Origin of the sequence: Sphingomonas sp. PP-CE-1A-559 (assembly GCF_004340965.1) — a bacterium.
Classification (GTDB): domain Bacteria; phylum Pseudomonadota; class Alphaproteobacteria; order Sphingomonadales; family Sphingomonadaceae; genus Sphingomonas.
Window position 1 is genome coordinate 298,304 of the sequence record NZ_SLYA01000001.1, and the last position, 21,877, is coordinate 320,180.

Below are 21,877 nucleotides of genomic sequence, written 5' to 3' on the forward strand. Positions count from 1 at the left end.
GAAGCAGGCACTGGATATGGGGGGACCGCCCTCTAGTTCCCCCGCGAACGCGGGGGCCCAGGAGCACGAACGTCGTCCTGCTTGATTCCTAGACCCCCGCCTTCGCGGGGGAACCGTGGTGATGCGAAGATAACCTCAAATCACACCACCCCGGCGAAGGCCGGGCCCCAGTTGGGGGAGGTTGCCAACTGAGCGATGCGTGTCGTTACTGCGACCTTTCCAACTGGGCCCCGGCCTCCGCCGGGGTGGTGGTGATTGGCGGGAATGGCGGCGATTGGTTGGCGCGCCCGGTCTGCCTCAGCCCTCGATCATCGTCCGGATCTGCGTTGCCAGCGCCTCCATCGCGAACGGCTTGGTGATCATCGACATCCCCGGCTCAAGGAAGCCCGACGCCAGCGCGGCATTCTCCGCATAGCCCGTCATGAACAGCACGCGGAGCCCCGGACGCAGCGCACGACCCGCGTCGGCGACTTGGCGACCGTTCAGTCCGGGCAGGCCGATGTCGGTGACGAGCAGGTCGACGCGCTCCATCGTACGCAGGCGCTCAAGCCCGGCAGGGCCGTCATGCGCCTCGATCGCTTGATAGCCCAATTCGCCCAGCACCTCGACGATCAGCGCGCGGACGACCGAATCGTCCTCGACCACCAGCACGATCTCGCCCGCATCGGTGACGTGGTCCTGCGTCAGGCCGGGCAGCGCCTCGTCCTGCTCCGCTTCGCCGTAATGGCGCGGCAGATACAGCTTGATCGTCGTGCCCTGGCCGAGCTCGCTATAAATCCTCGCATAGCCTTCGGACTGGCGCGCGAAGCCGTAGATCATCGACAGGCCGAGGCCGGTACCCTGGCCGATCGGCTTGGTGGTGAAGAACGGCTCGAACGCCTTGGCGATCGTGTCGGCGGACATGCCGGTGCCGGTATCGGACACGCAGATGCACACGTAATGGCCGGGCCGGACGTCGCGCTGGCTGGCCGCGAAATGGTCGTCGAGATGCGCGTTGCACGTCTCGATCGTCAGCTTGCCCCCATGCGGCATCGCGTCGCGCGCGTTGATGACGAGGTTGAGCAACGAGTTCTCGAGCTGGTTGGGATCGCACAATGTCGTCCACAGGCCGGCGCCGAGCACCGTCTCGAGTTCGATCTGCTCGCCAGTCGTGCGGCGGAGCAGGTCCTCGAGCGAGGTGACGAGCGGGTTGACCTTGACCGGGCGCGGATCGAGCGGCTGGCGACGCGAAAACGCCAGCAGGCGGTGGGTGAGCGACGCGGCGCGGTTCGCGGCGGTGGTCGCGCCGGTGATGAAGCGATCGAGTTCGCTTACCCGACCTTGCGTGATGCGGCGCTGGACGATCTCCAGGCTGCCGGTGATGCCCTGGAGCAGGTTGTTGAAGTCATGCGCGATGCCGCCTGTCAGCTGGCCGACCGCCTCCATCTTCTGTGCCTGGCGAAGTGCCTCCTGCGCCTCGACCAGCTCCTGCGTACGATCGCGGACGCGTTGTTCGAGGTCGGCGTTGAGCGATTGCAGGTCGCGTTCGAGCCGCTTGCGATCGGTGACGTCCGCCCCCTCGACGAAGATGCCGACGACCGCGCCGGTCGCGTCGCGAATCGGTTGATAGACGAAATCGAGATAGCGATCGTCGATCGCGCCGCCGGGTTCGGCCTGTACCGCATAGAGCATGTCGCGCGCGGTAAAGGCATCGCCGCTCGCGAACACGCCGTCGAGCAGATCGAGAAACCCCTGTTCGACCGCGTCGGGCAACGCTTCGGCAACGGTTCGACCCAGCATCTTTCGGTGACCGACCAGCTTGTCGTAGCCGGGGTTGGTCAGCTCGAACCGGTGCTCGGGCCCACGCAACATCGCCATGAAGGTCGGCGCCTGCGCGAACATCTGGCCCATCCGTTCGCGTTCGTCACGCAGCGCGCGCTCTGCCAGGACCCGTTCGGTGCTTTCGTAGGTCGAGCAGAACATGCCCGCGACGGCGCCGCTCTCGTCCCGCACCGGCGAGTAGGAGAAAGTGAACCACGCTTGTTCGTCATATCCCTTGCGATTGGTGACGAGAGGCAGGTTCTCGAAGAACGAGGCTTCCCCCGCCAGCGCCTTGTTGACGAGCGGGCTGATGTCCGCCCACACGTCGCCCCAGATGTCGTTGAACCGTCGACCCAATGCGTGCGGATGCTTGTCGTGCAGCAGGCGCGCATAGTGATCGTTGTAGAGGAAACCCAACTCCGGGCCCCAGGCGGCGAACATCGCAAATTCCGACGCGAGCATCAGCGAGACGATCGAGCGAAGCGACTGCGGCCAGCCTTCGATCGGGCCGAGCGGCGACGACGACCAGTCGTGGGCGCGGATCATCGCGGCAATCTCGCCGCCGCCGGTCAGGAAATCCGCGTCCGCCGGGATATCGGTCTTCATCTCAGGTCCTTGGGGCATGTGTCGGCGACAGTCCGGCAAACCCGATACCCGTTGATCGCGGCATTATCCATTGTTCGGACTATCATAGGTTAGTCACGAACATAGTTCTGTGGCCAATTGCGTGAGCGTATCGGCACTAAAGTCCCAATCCTGTGCCGCGTCTGCATCGGGCGCCGCGCGACCGCCATATTCGAGCGGGCGAGCAACGTATGCGGTCTGCAGGCCTGCGGCACGGGCGGCGGCGAGGTCGCTATGGTGTGCGGCGACGAGACAGAGTTCGGCCGGATCGATCGCCAGCATGCGCGCGGTGGCGAGGTAGGATTCGGCGAGCGGCTTGTAGACGCGGCTGACTTCGGCCCCGAGGATCGCGTCCCAAGGGAGGTGGGCGCGGCGGGCCATTTCCAGCATCAGTGCGATGTTGCCGTTGCTGAGCGTGACGATCGGATAGCGGACCTTGAGGCGGGTCAGGCCCTCGACCGAGTCGGGCCAGGGATCGAGCCGGTGCCAGGCGTGAGTCAGGTCGACGAGCGTGGCCTCGTCCAGCGCGGCGGGGTCGATGCCGTGGTGACGGAGCAGGTCTTCGAGCGCCTCGCGGTGGAGCGTGTCGAGAATGACGAACGGCCGCCGTCCGCTGCGGACCTCCTCGAGCGCCGGTTGATAGCGTTTGCGCCAGCCGTCGGCGAAGCGGTGCGGGTCGATATCGGTGCGGCCGAGGCGCGCGAGCACGGGCGCGGCGTCGCGCGCGATGCCCGAGCGCCAGTCGACCACGGTGCCGAACACGTCGAACGCGAGGGCTTTGATCGGGGCGCGATGTACCATGGGGGAAAGACGGTGGGAGGCGGCGGTTGGTTCCCGGGAGCGGGGGAGTTCCGGGCCTTTGTGTCGGCCGCCGTTGAGCGGGGAACTCGGCAATTTATCCCGCCATCCTAGGTGATTACCCACCACCCCGGCGGAGGCCGGGGCCCAATTGGGAAACGTGGATTGGCGAACGCCGTCCGCTGTTACGACGACCTCTCCAATTGGGCCCCGGCCTCCGCCGGGGTGGTGGCCTTTTACCGGTCTCCCGCAAAGTCGGACTGACTGCCGCTCGGCCGCCTAACTCACCCAGTCCGGCGAAGACGCGCGGAGTGGCCCTGGTTCAGCCGTTCCAGATTGAACGCCTCGTGGAACTCGATTCCCGCCTTGCCGGCGCGGGCCCAGCGGATGCGGGCGCCGAACATCTGGTCCTCGACCAGTTCGATCTGCATCTCGACGCCATCGGGGTTGCCGTCGATCCGCAGCCCGTCGAGCATCGCGCCCGTGGTCGAGATGTCGCGGATGCGGACGTCGCCGCGAACCCCGTCGATCGCGATCCGGGCGGAGCGCAGCATCTTGGTGCGCGGCGCGCGACTCACCTTGAAGCCGCTCGCGGCGGCGGTGCCGTTCTCGACGCCCAATTGCCGCAAAGCCTCGTCCGCGCGGACCGGGCGGCCATAGACATAGCCCTGGATATGGCTGCACCCGAGGTCGCGGATCAGGTCGATCTCGTCCTGCACCTCGACCCCCTCGGCGGTCGTCTCCATGCCGAGCGTGTCGGCGAGCGTGACGATCGCCTTGATGATCGCGGCGTTGCGATTGCCCGGCTCGGCGGCGCCACGCACGAACGACTGATCAATCTTGATCTTGTCGAACGGCGCGTTGCGCAGATAGCCGAGCGACGAATAACCGGTGCCGAAATCGTCCAACGCAAGCCGCACGCCGATCCCCTTCAGCGCCTTGAACATCTGTTCCGAAGAGCGCGTCTCGTCGAGGAATACGCCTTCGGTGATCTCCAGTTCGAGTCTGCCTGCGGCGATCCCCGACTGCGCGAGCGCACTGGTGACGAGCGAAGGCAAAGCAGGGTTGGCGAACTGGATCGGCGAGACGTTGACCGCGACGCGCACCGAGCCCGGCCAGCGCGCCGCCTCCAGGCACGCGGTCCGCAGCACCCACTCTCCGATCGCCTCGATCAGCCCGCATTCCTCCGCGACCGGGATGAAGTCGGCGGGCGAGACGAGTCCCCGCGTCGGGTGGTTCCAACGGATCAGTGCTTCGTAGCCGACGATCTGCGCCGACTTCGTGCTGACGATCGGCTGGTAGCAGAGGTGGAACGCGCCATCTGAGATCGCCGCGCGCAGGTCATCCTCGAGTAGTTTCCGCGTGCGCGCGCCGGTCAGCATGTCGTCCGAATAGAAGCGGTGGACGCCGCGGCCATCGGCCTTGGCGGCGTACAGCGCGAGATCGGCGTTACGGACGAGCGTCTCGGCGTCGTCGCCATCGTCGGGTGCGATTGCGATGCCGATCGAGCAGCCGATCGTGACCGACGTCCCGCTGATGAAATAGGGTTCGGACAGCGAGGCGATGACTTCGCGGGACAACGCGGCGAGCGTATCGCGGTCGGCGATGCCGGGCAGCACGACCTGGAACTCGTCGCCGCCAAGCCGCCCGACCAGCCCTGCGTCCGCGATGCCGCGCTGGAGTCGTTGCGCGACCTGTTTCAATAGCGTGTCGCCCGCCTGGTGACCCAGCGTATCGTTGACCGCCTTGAACCGATCGAGATCCATCAGGAACAGCGACGTCGCGCGGTAAGGCCCGGTCTTCTGCGCGAGCGTCTTGTCGAGCGACGAGCGCATCCGCTGGCGGTTCGCAAGCCCGGTGAGCCCGTCGAACAGCGCCAGCCGCGTGATCTCGGCTTCCGACTTGCGTTGTTCGGTCAGATCGCGGCCCGAGCCGATGAAACCCTGGAAGCGCCCGAGATCGTCGACCACCGGCCTTCCCGAGATCGACCACCAGCGTTCGCAATCGGGCGAGGTCGCGGCGCACACCGAATAGTCCGAGAACGACGTGCGCGAGGCGATGTGGAAGGCGAGCGTCCGCTCGGTGCCGGGCGCGTCGTTGTCCATGCGGAACAGGTCGGTGACCGGTTGCCCGACCGCGTCGTCGGCAAGGCCGAGTTCGTCGGTCACCTTGGCGGACAGATAGGTCAGGCGGCCCTGGCGGTCGGCTTCCCAGAACCAGCCGGTACCCTGGTCCTCGAATTCTGCGACCATCCGGATCGCGAGGCGGCCTTCGTTCGCGTTCTCGGCGCGGTGCAGCTCCTGCGCGACGTCGATCCGCGCGAGGCGGTGCGCGACGATCCCCAAGCTGCCGAGGAACACGATCGCGACCGCTAGCGGCGCGCCGATTCCCGCGCAGACCGCGAGCATCACGACGATCCCGACGCCGAGCCCGAGCGTCGCGGCGCGGACTGCGTGGACGCTGACCGCGGTGACCGCGATCATCCCCAGCACCGCGACGCAGCAGGCGAGTTGCAGCGACCCCGACGGTGCGCGCGCGACGGTCCACAATAGTGACAGGGACAGCGCGGCGACCCCCGCGACCCCGACGGTAAGCGCGCGGTTGCGCTTATAGGCAGGCCATTCTCGCAATCCCGGCAGGCGCAGCACGCCGAACACGCCTGCCGATAGCGCCGCCAGGATCGCGGCATGGATGCCGATCGACGGGACGATAGTGCCAAGACCGGCGGCAGGCGGTGCGATCAGCGCAAGCGCGACGAGGAGGGCACAGCCGACCATCTGCGTGGCAACCGCGATCGGCCATGTTTCCGCGACCTGCGCGAGCTTGCGATCGAGGAGTTCGGCAACCTGTTCGCGCGAATCCTCGCCGAGCCCGAACACGGCGGGGGCTGGCGATCGATCGCGCGCGCGGCGATCCGCGACGGGGAGGGGAGCGTACATCCAACCGTTCTGACTGGAATATCTTGCTGATACGGTAAGATTGGCGGGACGCGAAAAAAACTTCGTCCGCTCAGTGCGTTATAAAGGCGAAGGGAACGGAGTTGCGTCTGGCTATTCCGTTCCCTCCGACGTTTCAGTCCGTTTCCGGTCGCGGTGCGCCGCTCATGGTCACCGGTTGTGGCCCGCCGGCAGTGGCTTCGAGCGTCGAGTCACCGCCCAGCACGCGGTACAGCGTCACGCGGTTGCTCGCGCCGACGAGCTGCGTCGCGACGAGGTTGCGTTGCGCGGTGTAGAGCGAGCGTTGCGCGTCGAGCGAGTTGAGGAAGGTGTCGATGCCGCCGCGATAGCGCGCGTCGGACAGGCGATACGTGTCCAGCGCCGCTTCGGAGAAGTTCTGGTTCGCCTTCAACTGGTCGGCGATCGTGCCCTGGCGTGCGAGCGCGTCGGCGGTTTCCTGGAACGCGGTCTGGATCGTCTTCTCGTAGGTCGCGAGCGCGGCGTCGCGTTGCGCCTTCGAATAGGCGACGCCGGCGATCCCGGCACCGGCGCGGAAGATCGGGTAGCTGACCGAGGGCGCGACCGAATAGTTGAACGCGCCGCCGCTGAACAGCGAGGTGAGCGACGTGCTGGCGAACCCGAGGATCCCGGTGAGCGAAATCTTCGGGAACAGTTCCGCGCGGGCTGCGCCGATCTCGGCATTGGTGGCGCGGAGTTCGTATTCGGATTCGACGACGTCGGGGCGGCGCAGGAGGATGCTGCTGTCGAGCCCGGCCGGCAGCGTCGCGACGGTCGGCAAAGCCTGCTCGATCGAGGCGGGCAACAGGCTGGCATCGACAGGCGCGCCGACCAGCAGTTGCAGCGCGTTGACGTCCTGCGCGAGCGCGGTGCGTTGCTGCGCAAGGTCGGACTGCGCGGTGAACAGGATCTGCTGCGCCTGGCGGAGATCGGTGCGCGGGGCGACGCCGCCGCGCAGCCGCGCGTTGGTCAGCGTGACGCTGCGCTGCGAACTCGTGACGGTGTCCTGCGCGATCTTGAGCAGGCTCTGGTCCGACGCGTAGGTGAGCCACGCATCGGCGATGTCGCCGACGAGCGTCAGACGGGTCGCGCGCGCGGCGGCTTCGGTCGCGAAATAGCGATCGAGCGCGGCGCTGGTGAGCGAGCGGATGCGGCCGAACAGGTCGAGCTCGAACGCGGTGGTGCCGAGATCGACCGAGAAGGCGCTGTTCGAGCTAGATGAGCTGACTACCGATCCGGTGCCGGTGCCGGTCCCGCCTGTACCGGTCCCGGTGCCTGTACCGGTCCCGGTGCCCGTGCCAGTCCCGGTTCCCGTATTCCCGGTGCCCGTTCCGGTCCCGGTATTACCGCCCGTTCCGCTCGTAACGGTGTTGCGCGTGCCGTTGCCACCGCCCGAATAGGTGTAGCGGCCGCTGGCATCGACCTGCGGCAACAGGTCGGCGCGCTGGATGCGGTACTGCGCGCGGGTCGACGCGATGTTGGCGGCGGCGACGCGGAGATCGCGGTTGTTCGCGAGCGCCTGGACGATGATCTGCTGGAGTCGCGGGTCCTTGAAGACGTCTCGGTAGGTGATCGCCGGCAGCGCCGCCTCGGACTGGCGCAGGTACGCGTCGCCGACCGGGAGAGACGGCGGCACGGGGAGTTCGGTCCGCGCGTATTTTGGCGCGAGCGAGCAGCCGGCGAGCGCGGTCGAGGCGGCGAGGATCAGGACTAGCGAGCGCATCATGCGGGCTCCGGCCGGTGAGGGCCCTGTGGTTCGGGTGGTCCGAGCGGTTCGTTGTGATCGCTATCGGATCCGTGGCCATCATGGTCGTGGTCGTCATGGCCCTGGAAGCCGGTCGGCTTGCCACGCAGCTTGGCGATGCCGTCGCGCGCGCCGCGGCGGACGAGGACGAAGAACAGCGGGATATAGAAGATCGCAAGGATCGTCGCGGTCAGCATGCCGCCGACCACTGCCGTCCCGATCGCGATACGGCTGTTCGCGCCGGCACCGGTCGACAGCGCAAGCGGCAACACGCCGAGGATGAACGCGAACGACGTCATCAGGATCGGGCGCAACCGGATCTTCGCCGCGGACAGCGCCGCCTCGATGACGCGCTTGCCCTTCTTCTCCTCCTGCTCGGCGAACTCGATCATCAGGATCGCGTTCTTCGCGGCCAGGCCCATCGTCGTCAGCAGGCCGATCTGGAGATACACGTCGTTGATGAGGCCACGCAGCGTCACCGCGAGGATCGCGCCGACGAGGCCGAGCGGGATGACGAGGAGCACAGCGATCGGGATCGACCAGCTCTCGTACAGCGCGGCCAGGCACAGGAACACGACCAGCAGCGACAACCCGTATAGGATCGGCGCCTGACCCGAGGACAGGCGTTCTTGATACGACAGGCCCGACCATGCGACCGAGGTGCCAGGGATCTGCCCCGCAAGCTCGGCAATCCGGTTCATCGCGTCGCCCGAGCTGACACCCGGCGCGCCCGACCCCTGGATCTCGTACGAGGCAATGCCGTTGAAGCGCGACAGCGTCGTCGGTGCCTGGCCCCAACTGGTCTTCGCGAACGACGAGAATGGCGCCATCTGGCCGTTCGAGCCGCGCACGAACCACTGGCTGAGGTCGGATGGCTGCGCGCGGAACTGTGCGTCGCCCTGGACATAGACGCGCTTGACGCGGCCGCGATCGATGAAGTCGTTGACGTACTGACCACCCCAGGCGGTCGACAGCGTCGAGTTCACATTGGCTTGCGTGAGGCCGAGCGTGGACAGCTTCTGCTGGTCGGCGTCGACGCGCAACGTGGCGACGTCGGGCAGTTCGGTCAGGCGGATCGCGGTCAGCGACGAGTCGGCGCGGGCGAGCGCGAGCAGCTTGTCGCGCGCGGCGTTGAACTCGACCTGGCTGAGCCCGCCGGCGTTCTGCAACTCCATCGTGAAGCCGTTCGACGAGCCGAGACCACGGACCGCCGGTGGCACCAGCGAGTAGACCTGCGCGTCGCGGAAGCCTGCAAACGCCTTCGACGCGCGACCGGTGATCGCCTCCGCGGTGTTTTCCTTGCCCTTGCGATCGTCCCACGGCGCGAACGCGATGAAGCCTTGCCCCGTGTTCTGGCCGCTCGCGCCGCCGCCGCCGCCACCGCTGACGGTGAACATCGTGCGGACGTTGGCCTTCTCGTTGGTGTAGTAATATTGCTCGATCTGCTTCTGCAGCGCGAAGGTGCGGCCTTGCGTGGCGCCCGCGGGAAGCTGGAACTGGACGATGCCCGAGCCCTGGTCCTCGGTCGGCAGGAAGCCCGTCGGCAGCCGCAGGAACAGTACCGCGAGCACCGCGACGATCACCGCGTAGATCAGCAGAAACAGCCACTTGCGGTCGATCACCGACTGCACCGCACTGGTGTATTTCTGCGTGCCCTTCTCGAACCCGCTGTTGAACTTGTCGCCAGCGCGCGTGAAAAAGTGCGCTACTTTCGGGAATTTACGTTCGCCCCAACTCTTCTCGGTGTTGCCGTCAGCGTCCTTCTTCTTCTGCTTGAGCAACGTCGCGGTGAGGGCAGGGGAGAGGATCAGCGCGACGAGCACCGACAGGACCATCGCCGAGACCATCGTCAGCGAGAACTGGCGGTAGATCACGCCGGTGGAGCCGCCGAAGAACGCCATCGGCAGGAACACCGCCGACAGGACGAGCGCGATCGCGACCAGCGCGACGGTGATCTCGTTCATCGACTCGATCGTCGCCTCCCGAGGCGTCATCTCGGGATTTTCCTCCATCAGGCGCTCGACGTTCTCGACCACGACGATCGCGTCGTCGACCAGCAAGCCGATCGCGAGCACGAGTCCGAACAGCGTCAACGTGTTGATCGAGAAGCCAGCGAGATAGAACACGCCGAACGTGCCGAGCAGCACGACGGGCACGGCGATCGTCGGGATCAGCGTCGCGCGCCAGCTTTGCAGGAACACGAACATGACAATGACGACGAGGATGACGGCCTCGATCAGCGTCTTCACGACCTCGTCGATCGACAGCTTGATGAAGTCCGTCGTGTCGTTGGCGTAGGCGAATTTCAGGCCGGGCGGGAAGCTCTTGGCGGACTTGGCGACGAACGCCTTGACCAGTTCGGCGGTCTTGAGCGCGTCGGCGCCGGGCGCGAGCAGCACCGCGATACCGGCGCCGGGATGCGCGTTGACGCGGCTGCGTGCGTTGTAGTTCTCCGCGCCCAGCTCGATCCGGGCGACGTCGCGCAGCTTGACCACCGCGCTGTCGTTGGTGGTCTTCAGGATGATGTTGGCGAACTGCTCGGGCGTCTGGAGGCGCGACTGTGCGGTGACGGTCGCGTTCAGCATCTGCGTGTCGGGCTGGGGTTGCCCGCCGAGTTCGCCGGCGGCGACTTCGGTGTTCTGCGCCTGGATCGCGGTCGTCACGTCGCTCGGGATCAGCTGGTAGCTGGCGAGCTTGTTCGGGTTCAGCCAGATTCGCATCGCGTATTGCGCGCCGAACACGTTGCTGTCGCCGATGCCGGGAATACGGCCGAGCGGGTCCTGCAGGTTCGAGACGAGATAGTCGGAGACGTCCTGGTTGGTCAGCTTGTCGGTCTCGTCATAGACGCCGACGATCAGCAAATTGTCCGGGTTCGATTTGCGGACAACGAGGCCCTGCTGCTGGACCTGTTGCGGCAGGCGGGACAGCGTCTGCTGGACCTGGTTCTGGACCTGGACCTGCGCGATGTCGGGATCGGTGCCCTTCTCGAACGTCACGGTGATATTCACCGAGCCGCGCGACGACGACGACGAGCTGAAATAGATCAGCCCGTCGATGCCGGTCAGCGATTGCTCTACGACCTGCGTGACGCTGTTCTGGATGGTCTGCGCGTTGGCACCCGGGAAGGTCGCGCGGACGGTCACCTGTGGCGGTGCGACGTCGGGGTACTGCGCGATCGGCAGGCTCATGATCGCGCCGATGCCGCCAAGCATCACGATGATCGCGAGCACCCAGGCGAAGATCGGGCGATCGATGAAGACACGGGATAACATAAGGGCTTAGCCGGCCTTTTTCTGGCTGGAGTCGCCACCGGAGGAGTCACCCTTGGGCGCTTCGATCTTCTGCGCGGTGTTTTCCGGCACCGGCTTCACGCCCTGGTTCGGCGCGATCTTCGACAGGCCCTGCGTGATGATCCTGTCGCCGGGGTTGAGCCCGCTGGTGACCACCCAGAACGCGCCCTGCGTGCGGTCCGCCTTGATCTTCTTCTGCACCGCCTTGTTGTTCGCATTGACGACATAGACCGTCGCATTGCCCTTCGCATCGCGCGACACGCCCGCCTGCGGCACGAGGAACGCGCGCTGGTTGATCGCCTGCGCGAACTTCGCCTGGACGAACATGCCGGGCAGCAGCAGCCCCTGCGGATTGGGGAAGCGCGCGCGCAGCGTCACGGTGCCGGTCTCGGTGTTGACCAGCGCTTCGGCGAACTCGACGGTGCCGGTCGCGCCATATTCGCTGCCGTCCTCGAGCGTCAGGCGGACTTCGGCGCGGGTGGCGACGATGCCGTTCTGGCCGAGCGAACGGCGTAGGGCGAGCAGGTCGCCGGAGGATTGCTGGATGTCGACGAACATCGGGTCGAGTCGCTGGATCTGCGCGAGCGGATCGGTCTGCGTCGCCGAGACGAGCGCGCCGACGGTGAACAGCGACCGGCCGATGCGGCCGGTGATCGGTGCGGGGACGGTCGTGAACTTGAGGTTGATCTGCGCGGTCTCCAGCGCGGCGCGGGTCTGCGCGACCGAGGCGGTGGCCTGTCGCGAGGTGGCGACCGCGTTGGTGTAGTCCTGCTTGCTGATCGCCTCCATCTCGGCGAGCGGCTTGTAGCGCTGGGCGAGGATGGTCTGCGCCTGCTGGTTGGCGCGCGCGCTCTGGAGGTTGGCCTGCGCCTCGTTGGCGGCGGCGCGATAGAGGCGGGGGTCGATCTCGTAGAGCGGCTGTCCCTTCTTGACGAGCGTGCCCTCGGTGAAGAAGCGGCGGCGGATGATGCCGGTGACCTGGGGCCGGACGTCCGAGCTTTCGAACGCGGTAGTGCGGCCGCTGAGTTCGGTGGTCATCGCGACGCTGGTCGGCTGAACGACGACATAGCCGACGGTCGGCGTGCCCTGGCCCGGCTGGCCGCCACGGCCTGCCTTGCCCTGGGCCTTGTCGTCGCCGCCGGAGCAGGCCGCGAGCGCCAGTGCGGGCACCAGCAGGATGGCGCACTGCCGCGCAGAAAATCGTGTGGCTATCAAGTTTGGTATCCGCTCGCGATCGGTGGTGGCAGCTGTTGGTCGGCCTAAACCACGAGGATGTACCAGAAGTATGTCAGTTGAAAAGCGCGGGTGAGAAATAGGGAAGAAAGAGTAACCTGTTTGATTGTTTAGCGGTGTTTTTCGCGTTCGTTGCGCTTCGATGCCGAAGATTGTTTCCCCGCGAAGGCGGGGACCCAGACTGGGCTCCCGCCTTCGCGGGGAAACAAGGAAGGGGCGCACTCCCGTATCCACACGCACGACCATGCAGCCATCGCACCACCCCAGAGCCACTGCACCACCCCGGCGGAGGCCGGGGCCCAATTGGAGAGGTCGTGGTAACGAGGGACTGCGCTTCGTTAGCAACGTCCCCCAATTGGGCCCCGGCCTCCGCCGGGGTGGTGCTTTGTGCGGGAGTCCTTCAAACCAAATTGTCGCGAGGGCGTTGAGCAGTGGTTGCCGGAACGAGCCCGGCATGACGGATGGGGTGGGCTGATGGCGTCGATCGATGATGACAAGAAGGCGGCTGCCAGTGCGGCTGTGGCCGAGGTGCAGGACGGGATGCTTGTCGGACTCGGCACCGGATCCACTGCGGCGCTCGCAATCCAGGCGCTCGGCGATCGCGTGGCCCAAGGCCTGCAAATCTGCGCAGTCGTCACCTCCGAAGCCTCCGGCAAACTCGCCCGCGAACTCGGCATCGCAATCCTCGACTTCGCCACCATCGCCCAAGTCGACCTAACGATCGACGGCGCAGACGAGATCGACTCGCGCTGTTTCGCCATCAAGGGCGCAGGCGGGGCGATGCTGCGCGAAAAGATCGTCGCCGCAGCCTCGGCACGGATGGTCGTGATCGCCGACGGCTCCAAGCGCGTCGACCGGATCGGTGCCGCCAAGCTCCCGGTCGAGGTGCTACCGTTCGCCATCGCCTACGTCATGCGCGTTCTCATGGACATGGGTGCCGCGCCTATGGTCCGCGACAACTACCGGACGGACCAAGGCAATCTCGTCATCGACTGCCACTTCGCCGACCTCGAAGATCCCCGCGCAACAGCCGCCACGCTCGCCGGGATCCCAGGCATTCTCGGCCACGGGCTGTTCCTCGACGAGGTCGATGCCGCGTATATTGCAACGAACGGCGTCGTTACGCGACTGGAACGGATGGGTGCATCCGACTAAAGGCATCCTATGTTGGCAACCAGATCGGATGCGCGGCGTTCGGTCACCGTCTAGAGCGAGGCTTCTTCCATGACCGATACCGCAACCGCCCCCACCAAGGCGGACCCCAAGTTGCACGAGGACGGCTCCCCCGAGCGTCTGGCGATCGATACCATCCGTACGCTGTCGATGGACGCGGTGCAGAAGGCCAATTCGGGCCATCCCGGCACGCCGATGGCGCTCGCGCCGGTCGGCTACACGCTCTGGTCGAAGTTCCTGCGCTATGATCCCAAGCACGCCGACTGGCCCAACCGCGACCGCTTCGTGCTGTCGGTCGGCCATGCGTCGATGCTGCTCTATTCGCTGATCCACCTCGCCAAGATCGAAGAGATCGACGCCGACGGTAACAAGACCGGCAAGGAGGCCGTCAGCCTCGCCGATATCGAGCAGTTCCGCCAGCTGTCGTCGAAGACCCCGGGCCACCCCGAATATCGCCACACGACAGGCGTCGAGACCACGACGGGGCCGCTCGGCCAGGGTTGCGGCAACTCGGTCGGCATGGCGATCGCCGAGCGCTGGCTCGCGGCGCGCTACAACAAGGACGGCTTCACGCTGTTCGACCATGACGTCTACACGATCTGTGGCGACGGCGACATGATGGAGGGCGTTTCGGCCGAGGCGGCGAGCCTTGCCGGGCATCTGAAGCTCAGCAATTTGTGCTGGATCTATGACAGCAACCACATCTCGATCGAGGGCGCGACCGATCTCGCGTTCGACGAGGATGTCGGGCTTCGCTTCGACGCCTATGGCTGGAACGTCATCCACATCGACGACGCGAACGACACCGCCGCGCTGAGCCGCGCGATCGAGACGTTCAAGGCGACCACCGACAAGCCGACCTTCATCGTCGTGCATTCGGTGATCGGCTACGGCAGCCCCAAGGCGGGTAGCGAAAAGGCGCACGGCGAGCCGCTCGGCGAGGAGAATATCCGCCTCACCAAGCAGGCTTATGGCTGGCCCGAGGACAAGTCGTTCTACGTGCCCGACGGCGTGATCGAGCATTTCAACGGCGCGATCGCCGAGCGTGGCGCCAAGCTGCGTGACGAGTGGGTCGCGCTGACCGACAAGTATCGTGGTGCCTATCCCGAGCTGTCCGCCGAGCTGGACCTGTTGCTCAAGGACGAGCTGCCCGAGGGCTGGGATGCCGACATCCCGACCTTCGAGGCGGATGCCAAGGGCGTCGCCAGCCGGGACTCGGGCGGCAAGGTGCTCAACGCGATCGCCGCCAAGGTGCCGTGGCTGATCGGCGGTTCGGCCGATCTCGCGCCGTCGACCAAGACCGACATCAAGGGCCAGCCCTCGTTCGAGGCGGAGAACTACGCCGGCCGGAACTTCCACTTCGGCATCCGCGAACACGGCATGGGCGCGATCGTCAACGGCATGGCGCTGTCGCACCTGCGTTCGTACGGCTCCACCTTCCTGGTGTTCGCCGACTACATGCGCGCGCCGGTGCGCCTGTCGGCGATCATGGAAGTCGGCGCGATCTGGGTGTTCACGCACGACTCGATCGGTGTCGGCGAGGACGGCCCGACGCACCAGCCGATCGAGCATCTCGCCACGCTGCGCGCGATCCCCGGCCTCGACACGATCCGTCCGAGCGACGCGAACGAAGTCGTCGCGGCATGGAAGGCGGTCCTCAAGGACGCCAGCACGCCGGCCGCGCTGATCATGTCGCGCCAGGCTCTGCCGACGCTCGACCGGACCAAGTATGCGAGTGCCGATGGGCTCGAGAAGGGCGGCTATGTCCTCGCGGATAGTGACGGCACGCCCGACGTGATCCTGATCGCGACCGGCAGCGAAGTGTCGCTGGTCGTCGAGGCGCACGAGAAGCTGACCGCAGACGGCGTGAAGAGCCGGGTCGTGTCGATGCCGAGCTGGTATCGCTACGAACTGCAGGACGCCGCGTACAAGGAAAGCGTGCTGCCGCGCGAAGTGCGCGCGCGCGTTGCGGTCGAGATGGCCGGGTCGATCGGTTGGGACCGCTATGTCGGGCTCGACGGCGCGACCGTGACGATGTCGACCTTCGGGGCTTCGGCACCGCTCGCCAAGCTGCAGGACAAGTTCGGGTTCACCGTCGACAATGTCGTCAAGGTCGCCCGCCAAGTGATGGAGACCAAGTGATGGGTGCGCTCAACGATCTCGAAGGCTTCGGCCAGGCGGTATGGCTCGATTTCGTCGACCGGAAGTTCTTGGAGGCCGGTGGCCTCCAGAAGCTGGTCGACGAGGACGGCCTGACCGGCGTCACGTCGAACCCGTCGATCTTCGAAAAGGCGATGGGTCATGGCGATGCCTATGATTCGACGCTGGCCGAATACGACAAGCAGCATGCCGGCGCGGCGACGATCGACCGCTACGAGCATCTCGCGATCCAGGACATCAAGGCGGCGGCGGAAACGTTGAAGCCGGTCTACGACAAGCTCGACGCGAAGGACGGCTATGTCAGCCTGGAGGTGTCGCCGTATATTTCGGACGATACCGATGCGACGATCGCCGAGGCGAAGAAGCTGTGGGGGATGGTCGACCGGCCGAACCTAATGATCAAGATCCCGGGGACGCTCGCGGGCGGTCCGGCGATCTCGTCGACGATCGCTAGCGGGATCAACGTCAACGTCACGCTGCTGTTCGCGCTCGACGCGTATATTCGCGTGGCCGAGGCTTATGCGGCTGGGCTCGAGGAGCGCGTCAAGCAGGGGCAGCCGATCGACAAGATCGCCAGCGTCGCGAGCTTCTTCGTCAGCCGGATCGATTCGTCGATCGACAAGGAGATCGATGCGCGTCTGGAGAAGGGTGATGCCGAGGCCGACGCGCTGAAGGCGGTCCGCGGCAAGGTTGCGATCGCCAACGCGAAGATGGCGTATCAATGGTATCTCGACTTCCTGAAGTCGGATCGCTGGCAGGCGCTCGCCGCCAAGGGTGCGCAGCCGCAGCGCCTGCTGTGGGCGTCGACCGGCGTTAAGGATCCGAGCTATCCCGACACGCTCTACATCGACACGCTGATTGGCAAGGACACGGTCAACACGATGCCGCCCAAGACGATGGACGCGTTCCGCGACCACGGCACCGCGGCGGAGACGATCACGCAGGACGTCGAGGGCGCCAAGCACACGCTCGCCGAAGCCGAGCGCTTGGGTCTCGACCTCAATGGCGTGACCGGCAAGCTGGTCGAGGAGGGCGTCGCTTCGTTCGTGAAGGCGTTCGACGACCTGCTCGGCTCGATCGCCAAGAAGCAGCCCGCGACGGCGTAAACATCTGCTCCCTCTCCCCGTTGGGGAGAGGGCCGGGGTGAGGGGCGCCGCGAGCGCTGCCCTCCCCAACTGCCCCTCACCCCAACCCTCTCCCCGGCGGGGAGAGGGGGTAAGCAAGGAATTCCCCATGAAGATCGGACTGATCGGCCTCGGCCGGATGGGCGGCAACATCGCGCGCCGGTTGATGAAGAACGGCCATGAGGTCGTCGCGTTCGACCGCGATGCCGAAGCCGTAAAGAAGCTCGCCGCCGACGGTGCGATCGGCGCGGACTCGCTCGACGACATGCACGCAAAGCTCGACACCCCGGCGATCTGGTGGGTCATGGTCCCCGCGGGCGAGCCGACCGAGAGCACCGTCCAGGCGATCGCCGCGAAGTCGAATGCGGGCGACATCATCATCGATGGCGGCAACAGCTTCTACAAGGACGACGTCCGCCGCGCGAAGGAACTGGCCGAGAAGGGCATCCACTATGTCGACGTCGGCACGTCGGGCGGCGTGTGGGGTCTCGAGCGCGGCTATTGCATGATGATCGGTGGCGACAAGGAAACGGTCGACTTGCTCGATCCGATCTTCGAGACGTTGGCGCCGGGCATGGGAACGATCGTCCGCACGCCGGGCCGCGTCGAAGGGCAAGCCGATCCGCGCGCCGAGAAGGGCTATATCCACGCAGGCCCCTCGGGCGCGGGGCACTTCGTCAAGATGGTCCATAACGGCATCGAATACGGCCTGATGCAGGCCTATGCCGAGGGCTTCGACATCCTCAAGGGCAAGTCGGGCGAGCATGTCGTCGAGGAGGAACGCTTCGACATCAACCTGACCGACGTGGCCGAAGTCTGGCGTCGCGGCAGCGTGATCTCGTCGTGGTTGCTCGACCTGTCGGCGATCGCGCTGGCGAAGGACGGCACGCTCGAAGGCTTCAGCGGCAGCGTCGCGGACTCGGGCGAGGGCCAGTGGACGATCGACGCGGCGATGGAAGAGAAGGTGCCGGCGAACGTGCTGAGCGCGGCGCTGTATGCGCGCTATCGCAGCCGTGTGGACCATACGTTCGGCGACAAGCTGTTGTCGGCGATGCGCTATGGCTTTGGCGGTCATGTCGAGATGCCCCAGTGAGTTCTGGTATCAAGCTGCTGGTCTCCGATGTCGACGGCACGCTCGTCGACAAGGAGAAGAAGGTCACACCCGCGACCGTCGATGCGGTTAAGCGACTGAAGGCGGCGGGTCTTGGCTTCACGATCATCAGCGCGCGGCCGCGCTCGGGAATGATGCCGATCGCCGAGTTGCTCGGCATCGACGAGCCGATGGGCGCGTTCAACGGCGGGATCGTCTTCAAGCGCGACGGCACCGTAATCGAGCACCACATGATCGACGTCGACGTCGTCCGCGGCGCGATGGAGATCATCGGTGACGCGCCGGTCGACACGTGGTTCTTCGCAGGCGACGTCTGGTATGCCAGCACCGACCAGGGCGGGCATGTTGGCAGCGAGAAGAAGGCCTCCGCGCAGGACCCGGTGATCGTCTCCGACTTCACCGACCTGCTAGCCAAGGCCGACAAGGTGACGTTCGTCAGCGATGACGAGGATTTGTTGCGCGACCTGCACGCGAAGGTCGCAGCCAAGTTCGATACCAAGGCGACGATCGTCCAGTCGCAGACCTATTATCTCGACATTACGCCGGTGGCCGGCAACAAGGGCAGCGGGATCGAGGAACTGGCGGACGCGTTCGGGATCTCGCTGACCGAGACCGCGGCGATCGGCGATCAGGCCAACGACATCGCGATGCTCAAGCGCGCCAAACTGGCGATCGCGATGGGCAACGCACCGCAAGCCGTCCGCGACGTCGCGCACGAGATTACCAGCGCGAACGATGCCGACGGCGTCGCACACGCGATCGACACGTTTATCCTTACTGGAGTTTCCGCATGAAAGAGTTGGTTGCCTTCGACCTCGATGGAACGCTGGCCGAGAGCAAGCAGCCCCTGCAGGAGCCGATGGGCGAGGCGTTGGCGAACCTGCTCGACGTCGCGCATGTCGCGGTGATCTCGGGCGGCGACTGGCCGCAGTTCGAAAAGCAGGTCGCGTCGCGGCTACCCGAGCGGGCCGATCGCACCAAGCTGTGGCTGATGCCGACGACCGGGACCAAGCTGTACCGGTTCGATGGCGAATGGCGCGCGGTGTATGCCGAGCTGTTCGAGGACGACGAGAAGCAGAAGATCCTCAAGGCGTTCGACGAGTCGTTGGAAGCCACCGGGTTCGTGCCGGAAAAGACCTGGGGTGAGCGGATCGAGGATCGTGGCAGCCAGATCACGTTCTCCGCGCTTGGCCAGGAAGCGCCGATCGATGCCAAGCACAGCTGGGACCCTGATTTCGCCAAGCGCAAGGTGATCCAGGCCGATCTGCAGAAGCGCCTGCCGGGGCTGTCGATCAACATGGGCGGCGCGACCTCGATCGACATCACGCGTGAGGGTGTCGACAAGGCGTACGGGCTGAAGAAGCTCAACGAGGCGAGCGGCATCGCGCTCGACAAGATGATGTTCATCGGCGACGCGATCTTCCCGGGCGGGAACGACTATCCGGCGGAGCAGCTTGGGCTCGACGTCGTGAAGGTCAAGAACGTCGACGGTACGCTGGCGGCGATCGCAGGGATCGTCGCGTGCCTGAAGTAAGGGCATGAGCGTCGCCTTCCGTCGCGAGAGTGACGAGGAACATCTCGAACCCAAGTTCGAACAGCCGATCGCGCCGGGGCCTAATCTGGTTACGGCGCGCGGGCTCCGGTTGCTCGGCGAGCGGGTGACCGAGATCGAGGCTGCGGTTGCGGCGGAGACGGACGAGGAAGCGCGGAAACTGCTTCTGCGCGACCTGCGCTATTGGCACACGCGCCAGACGACCGCCGAACTCGCGCCTTCGCCGGAGGATGATGAAGTCGGGATCGGGTCGCGCGTCCGTGTTCGGATGAACGGGGTTGAGCGCGTGATCGCGATCGTCGGTGGTGACGAGGCCGAGCCCGGCGAGGACCGCCTGGCGTTCTCGGCACCCTTGGCGCGCGCGCTGATGGGGGCTGCGGTTGGCGAGACGGTCGCGTTTGCGGATAAGCCGGACGCGATCGAGGTTCTGGCGATCGACAAGGATGACGGCTGATGGCTGAAGCGAAATTCGAACGGCATCGTCAGGCGTGGACGCAGGACGAGATCCAGAAGCTGCACACGCTCGCGAAGAAGGGCATGGCGTTGAAGGCGATCGCGAAGGCGCTGACTCGGAGCGAGGAGTCGGTGAAGGTTCGGGCGAAGGAGGACTCGCTGAATATCGCCAAGCTGCGGTAGTCACGGCGCGTCAAACCGTCGTCATCCTGGACTTGATCCAGGATCCAGAGCCACGGACGGCATGGTATCTGGCTCTGGATCCTGACTTTCGTCAGGATGACGGAGTACGGCTCAGGCGTGGCAGAGCCCTCTCCCCCGGGGAGAGGGTTGGGTGAGGGGCTGCAGCAATCCTCGCCATGCTCTCGGAGAGTCCTGCCGCCCATATGGCACCACCCCGGCGAAGGCCGGGGCCCAATTGGGGGACAATAGTTACGCAGGTTGCGCACCGTTACCCCAACCTTTCCAATTGGGCCCCGGCCTTCGCCGGGGTGGTATTGGTGTGCTGGGGTGGCCCACAGTTATGCGGGGCACCACCTATGTGGCCCCGCCCGAACACGCTACAGCGGCCACCCCTTGTTCTCCCGCGAAGGCGGGAGCCCAGTCTGGGTCCCCGCCTTCGCGGGGAAACATTCTTGACTAGCGGCTCGCCCAACCACGCCGCACGGAGCCACACTTGTCCGAATACGACGCGATAATCCTCGGGGCAGGCGCCGCCGGCCTCATGTGCGCCGCCGTCGCCGGCCAGCGCGGGCGGAAGATCCTGCTCGTCGATCACGCCGACCAGGTGGGCAAGAAGATCCTGATCTCCGGCGGCGGGCGGTGCAATTTCACCAACGTCCACACCGCCGCCGACCGCTACATCTCCGCCAACCCCCATTTCGCCAAGTCCGCGCTCGGCCGCTACACCGCACAGGATTTCCTCGCGCTCGTCGAGTCCTACGGCATCGCGTGGCACGAGAAGACGCTGGGCCAACTCTTCTGCGACGGCTCCGCGAAGCAGATCGTCGAGATGCTGCTCGACGAATGCGACAAGGGGCGGGTCGACCTGTCGCTCGGACGCGCGGTCACCGGCGTGGATCACGCAGACGGCCGCTACCGTGTCTCGCTTGATGGCCGCACTGTCACTGCACCGGCGCTCGTCATCGCCACCGGTGGGCCTTCCATCCCGAAAATGGGCGCGACCGGGTTCGCTTATGATCTTGCGCGGCAGTTCGGCCTGAAGGTCGTCGAACCACGCCCCGCGCTCGTCCCGCTGACGCTCGGCGGCGACGAGACGCTGTTCCGCGAACTGTCCGGAGTCGCCGCCGAAGTCGTCGCCAGCGCCGGCAAGACCGCCTTCCGCGAAGCCGCGCTGTTCACGCATCGCGGCCTGTCCGGCCCCGCGATCCTGCAAGTGTCGTCCTATTGGCGCAACGGCCAGCCCGTCGGGATCGATTTCCTCCCCGATCGCGAGTCCGGCTGGCTCCCCGCGGCCAAGCGTACCACGCCGCGCGCGACTCTCCGAAAACTGCTCGGCAGCACGCTCCCGGACCGACTCGCCGAGACTTTGAGCGACCGTTTGGGGATGACGAGCGAGATTTCCACGCTCACCGACCGGAAACTCCAGGACGCCGAGCGCGCGCTAAGCCATTGGCAATTCACGCCAAACGGCTCTGAAGGCTATGCCAAGGCCGAGGTCACCGCGGGTGGAATCAGTACCGCGGAACTGTCATCGCAAACAATGCAAGCCAAACGCGTACCAATGCTGTATGCAGTCGGCGAAGCGGTCGATGTCACAGGGTGGCTCGGCGGCTACAACTTCCAATGGGCATGGGCGAGCGGGTGGGCCGCGGGTCAAGTCCTGTAGGGACCACCACGC

15 protein-coding genes are annotated in these 21,877 nt (G+C 65.9%); 9 read left to right on the forward strand and 6 right to left on the reverse strand.

Annotated elements, in window-relative coordinates; translation table 11 throughout:
* Window positions 1-297: 297 nt before the first annotated feature.
* The 6 genes from C8J42_RS01210 to C8J42_RS01235 form a co-directional block, all read right to left on the reverse strand.
* Entirely contained in the window at window positions 298-2,406 is a 2,109-nt protein-coding gene (locus C8J42_RS01210) for a PAS domain-containing protein (RefSeq protein WP_243643989.1), read from the reverse strand.
* Window positions 2,407-2,499: 93 nt separating this feature from the next.
* Window positions 2,500-3,225, reverse strand: coding sequence for a haloacid dehalogenase type II (locus tag C8J42_RS01215; RefSeq protein ID WP_133018633.1), 726 nt, complete (start codon window positions 3,223-3,225; stop codon window positions 2,500-2,502).
* 281 nt (window positions 3,226-3,506) lie between these two features.
* Window positions 3,507-6,161 (reverse strand): EAL domain-containing protein, encoded by a 2,655-nt coding sequence (locus C8J42_RS01220; RefSeq protein ID WP_243643990.1) that lies wholly within the window; start codon window positions 6,159-6,161, stop codon window positions 3,507-3,509.
* A 133-nt stretch (window positions 6,162-6,294) separates the two neighbouring features.
* On the reverse strand, window positions 6,295-7,902 hold the full coding sequence (locus C8J42_RS01225) for an efflux transporter outer membrane subunit (RefSeq protein ID WP_133018634.1): 1,608 nt from the start codon (window positions 7,900-7,902) through the stop codon (window positions 6,295-6,297).
* The gene (locus tag C8J42_RS01230; RefSeq protein ID WP_133018635.1) at window positions 7,899-11,192 is read right to left on the reverse strand and encodes a multidrug efflux RND transporter permease subunit; all 3,294 of its coding nucleotides are present in this window, start codon (window positions 11,190-11,192) and stop codon (window positions 7,899-7,901) included. Before C8J42_RS01230 ends, C8J42_RS01225 begins: the two co-directional genes overlap by 4 nt.
* Before the next feature lie 6 nt (window positions 11,193-11,198).
* Window positions 11,199-12,425, reverse strand: coding sequence for an efflux RND transporter periplasmic adaptor subunit (locus C8J42_RS01235; protein WP_243643991.1), 1,227 nt, complete (start codon window positions 12,423-12,425; stop codon window positions 11,199-11,201).
* A gap of 492 nt (window positions 12,426-12,917) precedes the next feature.
* Here C8J42_RS01235 and rpiA point away from each other — a divergent pair, with 492 nt between their 5' ends.
* The 9 genes from rpiA to C8J42_RS01280 all read left to right on the forward strand — a co-directional run bounded on the left by rpiA (window position 12,918) and on the right by C8J42_RS01280 (window position 21,865).
* Complete coding sequence (gene rpiA / locus C8J42_RS01240) at window positions 12,918-13,598, forward strand: ribose-5-phosphate isomerase RpiA (protein ID WP_133018637.1); 681 nt, start codon at window positions 12,918-12,920, stop codon at window positions 13,596-13,598.
* Window positions 13,599-13,667: 69 nt separating this feature from the next.
* Window positions 13,668-15,758, forward strand: coding sequence for a transketolase (tkt, locus tag C8J42_RS01245; protein WP_133018638.1), 2,091 nt, complete (start codon window positions 13,668-13,670; stop codon window positions 15,756-15,758).
* A complete protein-coding gene (tal, locus tag C8J42_RS01250) occupies window positions 15,758-16,882 on the forward strand; it encodes a transaldolase (protein WP_133018639.1) in 1,125 nt (374 codons plus the stop codon). Before tkt ends, tal begins: the two co-directional genes overlap by 1 nt.
* Window positions 16,883-17,009: 127 nt before the next feature.
* Window positions 17,010-17,993, forward strand: coding sequence for a phosphogluconate dehydrogenase (NAD(+)-dependent, decarboxylating) (gnd, locus tag C8J42_RS01255; RefSeq protein ID WP_133018640.1), 984 nt, complete (start codon window positions 17,010-17,012; stop codon window positions 17,991-17,993).
* The gene (locus C8J42_RS01260) at window positions 17,990-18,805 is read left to right on the forward strand and encodes a Cof-type HAD-IIB family hydrolase (RefSeq protein WP_133018641.1); all 816 of its coding nucleotides are present in this window, start codon (window positions 17,990-17,992) and stop codon (window positions 18,803-18,805) included. The genes gnd and C8J42_RS01260 overlap by 4 nt, the downstream gene beginning before the upstream one ends.
* Window positions 18,802-19,545, forward strand: coding sequence for an HAD-IIB family hydrolase (locus C8J42_RS01265; protein WP_060527242.1), 744 nt, complete (start codon window positions 18,802-18,804; stop codon window positions 19,543-19,545). The genes C8J42_RS01260 and C8J42_RS01265 overlap by 4 nt, the downstream gene beginning before the upstream one ends.
* 4 nt (window positions 19,546-19,549) lie before the next feature.
* Entirely contained in the window at window positions 19,550-20,017 is a 468-nt protein-coding gene (locus C8J42_RS01270; RefSeq protein WP_107952016.1) for a GreA/GreB family elongation factor, read from the forward strand.
* Window positions 20,017-20,199 (forward strand): hypothetical protein, encoded by a 183-nt coding sequence (locus tag C8J42_RS01275; protein WP_055881387.1) that lies wholly within the window; start codon window positions 20,017-20,019, stop codon window positions 20,197-20,199. The genes C8J42_RS01270 and C8J42_RS01275 overlap by 1 nt, the downstream gene beginning before the upstream one ends.
* A gap of 493 nt (window positions 20,200-20,692) precedes the next feature.
* On the forward strand, window positions 20,693-21,865 hold the full coding sequence (locus C8J42_RS01280; RefSeq protein ID WP_279388691.1) for an NAD(P)/FAD-dependent oxidoreductase: 1,173 nt from the start codon (window positions 20,693-20,695) through the stop codon (window positions 21,863-21,865).
* Window positions 21,866-21,877 lie beyond the last annotated feature (12 nt).